This is a genomic window from Streptomyces sp. AB3(2024) (assembly GCF_041862025.1).
In the GTDB taxonomy this organism is placed as follows: Bacteria; Actinomycetota; Actinomycetes; order Streptomycetales; family Streptomycetaceae; genus Streptomyces.
Genome location: NZ_JBGWAB010000216.1, coordinates 1 through 8,053, shown reverse-complemented (window position 1 = coordinate 8,053; position 8,053 = coordinate 1). Strand labels below are relative to the sequence as shown.

The following is an 8,053-nucleotide window of genomic DNA, read 5'->3' as shown; positions in this document are numbered from 1 at the left end:
GCTCGGGATCGAGCTGTCCGCGTTCGTGTTGTTCTCCTCGATGAGCGGCACCATCGGTGCGGCCGGTCAGGGCAACTATGCCGCTGCGAACGCCTACCTGGATGCCCTTGCCGAGCAGCGGCGGTCCGCCGGGCTGGCCGCGACCTCGATCGCCTGGGGCCCATGGGCAGGCAGTGGTATGGCCGCCGACGAGGCGATGGACGCGCGCATGCGCCGCGACGGCGTACCGCCGATGGCTCCCGACGCGGCGATCGCCGCGCTGGCGCAGGCCGTGGGCGCAGGTGAAACCGCGCTGACCGTCGCGGACATCGCCTGGGACCGGTACGCGGCCGTCGTGGCGGCCGTCCGACCCAACCCGCTGGTCCGTGACTTCGTCACCACCGCCGCGGCGGGCGAGGCCGTGATCACCGGTCACGGAACGGTGGTGACGGGCGCCGACGTCGCGGGTGCGACGTTCGCGAAGCTGGCCGAGCTGCCGCGGGCCGAGCAGGAGCGAGAGCTGCTCGCCCTGGTCCGTACCCAGGTCGCCGCCGTCCTCGGACACGAGGGCTCGGACGCCGTCGGTGCCGAACGCGCCTTCAAGGAGCTGGGCTTCGACTCTCTCACCGCTGTCGACCTGCGCAACCGCCTCGGCGCGGCGAGCGGCCTCAAGCTCCCCACCACGCTCGTGTACGACTACCCGACCTCCTCGGCCCTGGCCGAGTACCTGCGCGGCGAGCTGATGGGCAGCGCGCCGACGGTGGACGCCGCACTGCCGATGGCGGTGGAGACCGACGGCGACCCGATCGCGATCGTGGCGATGAGCTGCCGCTTCCCGGGTGGAGTGCGGACGCCGGAAGACCTCTGGCGCCTCCTCGCCCAGGGCACCGACGCGGTCGCCGAGTTCCCGGCCGACCGCGGCTGGGACCTGGAGCGCCTCTACGACGCCGACCCGGAGCGACCGGGCACGTCCCACACGCGTGAGGGCGGCTTCCTCTACGACGTCGCCGACTTCGACGCCGACTTCTTCGGGATCTCGCCGCGCGAGGCCCTGGCGATGGACCCGCAGCAGCGGCTGCTGCTGGAGACCTCGTGGGAGGCCTTCGAGCGCGCCGGCATCGACCCCGCCGTGCTGAAGGGCAGCCGGGCCGGCGTCTTCGTCGGCACCAACGGGCAGGACTACCTCTCCCTCGTCGCAGGCGAGGCCGACGGCCTCGAAGGCCACGTCGGCACCGGCAACGCGGCGAGCGTGGTCTCCGGACGCCTGTCGTACGTGTTCGGGCTGGAAGGCCCGGCCATTACGGTCGACACCGCCTGCTCCTCGTCCCTCGTCGCCCTCCACCTGGCCGTTCAGGCGCTGCGTCAGGGCGAGTGCACCATGGCGCTCGCCGGTGGCGTGACCGTGATGTCCACCCCGGACGCCTTCGTCGACTTCAGCCGTCAGCGTGGTCTGGCGGAGGACGGGCGGATCAAGGCGTTCGCGGAGGGTGCGGACGGTACGGGCTGGGGTGAGGGTGTCGGCATGCTGCTCGTGGAGCGGCTGTCGGACGCGCGTCGCAACGGGCATCCGGTGCTGGCGGTGGTGCGGGGTTCGGCGATCAACCAGGACGGTGCGAGCAATGGTCTGACGGCGCCGAACGGGCCTTCGCAGCAGCGGGTGATCCGGCAGGCGCTGGCCAGTGCGGGTCTGTCGACCGCGGATGTGGACGTGGTCGAGGCGCACGGTACGGGTACGAAGCTGGGTGACCCGATCGAGGCGCAGGCGCTGCTGGCCACCTACGGTCAGGGCCGGCCCGAGGGGCAGCCGTTGCTGCTCGGTTCGATCAAGTCGAACATCGGTCACACGCAGGCGGCTGCCGGTGTGGCCGGTGTGATCAAGATGGTGCTGGCGATGCGGCACGGGGTGCTTCCGCAGACCCTGCACGTGGACGCGCCGACCCCGCACGTCGACTGGACGGCCGGTGAGGTCGAGCTGCTGACCGAGTCGGTGGAGTGGCCGGAGACCGGCCGCCCGCGCCGCGCGGGCGTCTCCTCCTTCGGCCTGAGCGGCACGAACGCGCACACCATCATCGAGCAGGCCCCGATCGCGGAAGTGAAGGAGCTCGCGGCGCCCGACGCCCCGACCCGTGGCACCGCACCCGTCCTGCCCGTCGTCGTCACCGGAAAGAACCCCGCCGGGCTGCGCGCCCAGGCGGCGCAGCTCGCCACCTGGCTGAGCGGCGACCCGCAGGCCGCCCTCGCGGACGCCGCGTACTCGCTCGCCGCCCAGCGGTCGAAGTTCGAGACGCGGGCCGTCCTGCTCGCGGGCTCCGAGGGCCACGAGGCGCTGACGGCCGGCCTGCGCGGGATCGCCGCCGGCGAGCAGGTGCCGGGGCTGGTACAGGGCGAGGTCGCCGGTGGCGGGCTGGCCTTCCTCTTCACGGGACAGGGCAGCCAGCGCCTCGGGATGGGGCGTGAGCTGTACGAGACCTTCCCGGTCTTCGCGGACGCGCTGGACGCCGTCTGCGCGCGGTTCGACAGCTGGCTCGACGTGCCCCTGATGGACGTCATCTTCGGGGCCGAGGGAGAGGCCCTCGACCGTACGGAGTTCACGCAGCCGGCGCTGTTCGCGGTGGAGGTGGCGCTGTTCCGGCTCGTGGAGAGCTGGGGGTTGACGCCCGACTTCGTCGCGGGGCATTCGATCGGTGAGATCGCCGCCGCGCACGTGGCGGGGGTCCTGTCGCTGGAGGACGCGTGCACGCTGGTGGCGGCGCGTGGCCGGCTGATGCAGGCCCTGCCTTCGGGCGGGGTGATGATCGCGGTGCAGGCGTCGGAGGACGAGGTCCTGTCGCTGCTGACCGGCCGGGTGGGCATCGCCGCGGTCAACGGGCCGCAGTCGGTGGTGGTCGCCGGTGACGAGGACGCGGCGGTCGCGATCGCCGAGGCCTTCGTGGCGCAGGGTCGTAAGAGCAAGCGGCTGACGGTCAGCCATGCGTTCCACTCGCCGCACATGGACGGCATGCTGGAGGAGTTCCGCCAGGTGGTGGAGGGTGTCACCTTCGCTGCTCCGCGGATCCCGGTTGTGTCGAACCTGACTGGTTCGATCGTTTCCGATGAGATGGGCTCGGCCGAGTTCTGGGTCCGGCACGTGCGGGATGCCGTGCGCTTCCTGGATGGGATCCGCGCCCTTGAGGGCGCGGGTGTGACGACGTACGTCGAGCTCGGTCCCGACGGGGTCCTGTCGGCGCTGGCGCAGGAGTGCGTCAACGAGGACGCCGTCTTCGTGCCCGTGCTCCGCAAGGACCGGGCTGAGGCGGAATCCCTGGTCCGCGCCGTGGCCCAGGCGTTCGTACGGGGCGCGAAGGTGGACTGGTCCGCCTTCTTCGCCGGTACGGGTGCCGGGCACGTGGACCTGCCGACGTACGCCTTCCAGCGCCGGCGCTTCTGGCCGGAGTCGGTCCTGGCCGGCGGAAGCCCGGCGCGGGCCCTGGCGGACGCCGGGGCCGACGGGATCGACGCACGCTTCTGGGACGCCGTGGAGCGCGGCGACCTCGTGACCCTGCTGTCCGAACTGGAGGTGGAGGACGACGCGAGCTTCAGCGACTTCGTCCCCGCGCTGTCGGCGTGGCGCCGGCAGACCCAGGAGCAGGCGCAGGTCGACGGCTGGCGCTACCGGGTGTCCTGGAAGCCGCTCACGGCGGCGGCCCTGTCCTCCGGGGCGCCGCGCGGCGCATGGATCGTCGTCGTACCGGGTGCGGCTGAGGACGATGCCCTGGCGGCGGCTGTGGTGGAGGGGTTGGCCGCTCGGGGGGCTGAGGTCCTTCGTGTGGTGGTTGAGGGTGGTGGGGTGCGTGCCGCGCTGGCTGGGGCGGCGGGTCCTGTGGCTGGTGTGGTGTCGTTGCTGGCGCTGGACGAGGCTGCGGGGGTCGTCGCGACGGCCGCCCTCGTGCAGGCGCTGGGCGACGCCGGGGTGGGGGCGCCGTTGTGGTGTCTGACCCGGGGTGCGGTGAGTGTGGGCCGTTCGGACCGGCTGGTGTCTGCGGTTCAGGCGCAGGTGTGGGGTCTGGGCCGGGTTGCCGCTCTGGAGGTTCCGGAGCGCTGGGGTGGTCTGGTGGATCTTCCCGAGGTGTGGGACGAGCGGGTGATGGCCCGGCTGGCTGGTGTGCTGGCCGGTGGTCTTGCCGGTGAGGACCAGGTCGCGGTCCGGTCTTCGGGTGTGTTCGGGCGTCGGCTGGTTCGTGCGGCTGCCGGTGGTGCTGGTGCGTGGGCGCCGTCCGGGACTGTGCTGGTCACGGGCGGTACGGGTGCCCTCGGCGCCCATGTGGGGCGCTGGCTGGCCGGCGCGGGCGCCGAGCGTCTGGTGTTGACCAGTCGCCGGGGCGCTGACGCGCCCGGCGCCGCCGAGCTGGCGGCGGAGCTCGCGGAGACGGGCGTCGAGGTGTCGGTGGTGGCGTGTGATGCCGCTGACCGTGATGCGCTGCGGGAGCTGCTTGCCGCTGAGGCCGAGACGCTGACGGCTGTGGTGCATACCGCGGGTGTGCTGGATGACGGTGTGCTGGACGCGCTGACTCCTGAGCGGTTCGAGAGCGTGCTGCGGGCCAAGGCCACGTCCGCGCTGAACCTGCACGAGCTGACCGTCGAGCTCGGGATCGAGCTCTCCGCGTTCGTGTTGTTCTCCTCGATGAGCGGCACCATCGGTGCGGCCGGTCAGGGCAACTATGCCGCTGCGAACGCCTACCTGGATGCCCTTGCGGAGCAGCGGCGGGCCGCCGGGCTGGCCGCGACCTCGATCGCCTGGGGCCCCTGGGCAGGCAGCGGTATGGCCGCCGACGAGGCGATGGACGCGCGCATGCGCCGCGACGGCGTACCGCCCATGGACGCGCAGGGCGCGATCCGTGCGCTCCGGCAGGCCGTCGGTGCCCAGGACGTCGCCGTCACGGTCGCCGACGTCGAGTGGGAGCGGTACCTCTCCCACCACACCGCCGTACGCCCCAGCGCACTGTTCGGCGAGCTGAGCGACGTACGCGAGAACCGCTCCGCCCAGTCCGCATCCGGGGCCCACGGGCAGGCGCACGCGGACACCGGGCGACCGCTCACCCTGTCCGGCCGGCTCGCGGTGCTCGCGCCCGCCGAGCAGGAGCGGGAGCTCCTGGACCTGGTCCGTACGCACGTCGCGGCCGTACTCGGTCACGGCGGCGCCGAAGCGGTGGGCGCCGAACGCGCCTTCAAGGAGCTGGGCTTCGACTCCCTCACCGCAGTCGAGCTGCGCAACCGCCTCGGCGCGGCGACGGAGCTGCGGCTCCCCGTCACCCTCGTCTACGACTACCCCACCTCCGCCGCTCTGGCCGAGTACCTCCGTGTCGAGCTCGTGGGCAGCGTCTCGGTATCCGGCGCCCTGCTGCCCGTCGCCTCGGCCGTCGACGGCGACCCGATCGCGATCGTGGCGATGAGCTGCCGTTTCCCGGGTGGAGTGCGGACGCCGGAGGACCTCTGGCGCCTCCTCGCCCAGGGCACCGACGCGGTCGCCGAGTTCCCGGCCGACCGCGGCTGGAACCTGGACCGGCTGTACAGCCCCGACCCGGACCAGGCGGGCACCTCGTACACCCGTGAGGGCGGATTCCTCGCCGGTGCGGCGGAGTTCGACGCCGACTTCTTCGGGATCTCGCCGCGCGAGGCTCTGGCGATGGACCCGCAGCAGCGGCTGCTGCTGGAGACGGCGTGGGAAGCCTTCGAGCGGGCCGGCATCGATGCCGGGACGCTGCGCGGCAGCCAGGCCGGTGTCTTCATCGGCACCAACGGGCAGGACTACCTCTCCCTGGTGGCCCGCGAACAGGACGGTCTTGAGGGCCACGTCGGCACGGGCAACGCGGGCAGCGTCATGTCCGGCCGCGTCTCGTACGTCCTCGGCCTCGAAGGCCCGGCCGTCACGATCGACACCGCCTGCTCCTCGTCCCTCGTCGCCCTGCACTGGGCGGTCCAGGCGCTGCGGCAGGGCGAGTGCGACATGGCGCTGGCCGGCGGCGTCACGGTCATGTCGACGCCCGAGAACTTCATCGACTTCAGCCGTCAGCGTGGTCTGGCGGAGGACGGTCGGATCAAGGCGTTCGCGGCGGGTGCGGACGGTACGGGCTGGGGTGAGGGTGTCGGCATGCTGCTCGTGGAGCGGCTGTCGGATGCCCGTCGTCATGGGCATCCGGTGCTGGCGGTGGTGCGGGGTTCGGCGATCAACCAGGACGGTGCGAGCAATGGTCTGACGGCGCCGAACGGGCCTTCGCAGCAGCGGGTGATCCGGCAGGCACTGGCCAGTGCGGGTCTGTCGGCGGCCGAGGTGGACGTGGTCGAGGCGCACGGTACGGGGACCCGGCTGGGTGACCCGATCGAGGCGCAGGCGCTGCTGGCCACCTACGGTCAGGACCGGCCCGAGGGGCAGCCGCTGCTGCTCGGTTCGATCAAGTCGAACATCGGGCACACGCAGGCGGCTGCCGGTGTGGCCGGTGTGATCAAGATGGTGCTGGCGATGCGGCACGGGGTGCTTCCGCAGACCCTGCACGTGGACGCGCCGACCCCGCACGTCGACTGGACGGCCGGTGAGGTCGAGCTGCTGACCGAGTCGGTGGAGTGGCCGGAGACCGGCCGCCCGCGCCGCGCGGGCGTCTCCTCCTTCGGCATCAGCGGCACCAACGCGCACACCATCATCGAGCAGGCCCCGGACGCCGAGCCGTCCGAGACCCCCGACGCGCTGCCGGCCGTACGCCCGGCCGGTGTCCTCCCTTACCTCCTCTCCGGCAAGACCAAGGAGGCCGTCCGGGCCCAGGCGGCGGCCCTGGCCGCGCACCTGGAGGCGGCCGACGGCGCGGGGCACCCGGACGCGCTCGACCTGGCCTACTCCCTCGCCACGAGCCGTGCCCACCTCGACCACCGGGCGGGCATCGTCCTCGTCGCGGATGCCGGGGACGACGGCGAGGGCCTGCGCGACGCACTGACGCGCCTTGCTGCCGGCGAGCCCACACCCCGGACGGCGACGGGCACGGCCGGTGACGGCCGCACCGCCTTCCTGTTCACGGGGCAGGGCAGCCAGCGCCTGGGGATGGGGCGTGAGCTGTATGACGCCTTCCCGGTGTTTGCGGACGCGCTGGACGCGATCTGCGCCCGTATGGACGGGCATCTGGAACTCCCGCTGCGCGACGTGGTGTTCGGGACGGACGCGGAGCTGCTGGACCAGACCGGCTACACCCAGCCCGCGCTCTTCGCGGTCGAGGTGGCGCTCTTCCGCCTCGTGGAGAGCTGGGGTGTCCGGCCCGACTTCCTGTCCGGGCATTCGATCGGTGAGATCGCTGCCGCTCATGTGGCGGGTGTGTTGTCGCTGGAGGACGCGTGTGCGCTGGTGGCGGCCCGCGGGCGGCTGATGCAGGCGCTGCCTTCGGGTGGGGTGATGATCGCGGTGCAGGCTTCGGAGGACGAGGTCCTGCCGCTGCTGACGGACCGGGTCAGCATCGCCGCGATCAACGGGCCGCGCTCGGTCGTGATCGCCGGTGACGAGGACGCTGCCGTCGCGGTCGTGGAGGCCTTCGCCGATCGCAAGTCCAAGCGGCTGACGGTGAGCCACGCGTTCCACTCGCCGCACATGGACGGCATGCTGGAGGAGTTCCGCCAGGTGGTGGAGGGCGTCACCTTCGCCGCCCCGCTGATCCCGGTTGTGTCGAACCTGACCGGTGCCCTGGTCTCCGATGAGATGGGCTCGGCCGAGTTCTGGGTGCGGCACGTGCGGGATGCCGTGCGCTTCCTGGATGGGATCCGGGCCCTTGAGGGCGCGGGTGTGACGACGTACGTCGAGCTCGGTCCGGACGGGGTCCTGTCGGCCCTGGCGCAGGAGTGTGTGAACGAGGACGCCGTTTTCGTGTCCGTGCTCCGTAAGGACCGGGCTGAGGCGGAGTCCTTGGTGGGCGGTCTCGCGCGGGTGCATGCAGAGGGTGTGGACGTCGATTGGTCGGCGTTCTTCGCCGGTACGGGTGCGCGGCGGGTGGATCTGCCGACGTATGCGTTCCAGCGGCAGCGGTTCTGGCCCAGTGCGGTGGCTTTCGTGGGTGGGGATCCG

1 pseudogene is annotated in these 8,053 nt (G+C 72.3%); it reads left to right on the top strand.

The features are described 5' to 3' along the window. Positions 1 to 7 precede the first annotated feature (7 nt). Positions 8 to 8,053: pseudogene (locus ACEPPI_RS38835) on the top strand (type I polyketide synthase); the annotation flags it as partial.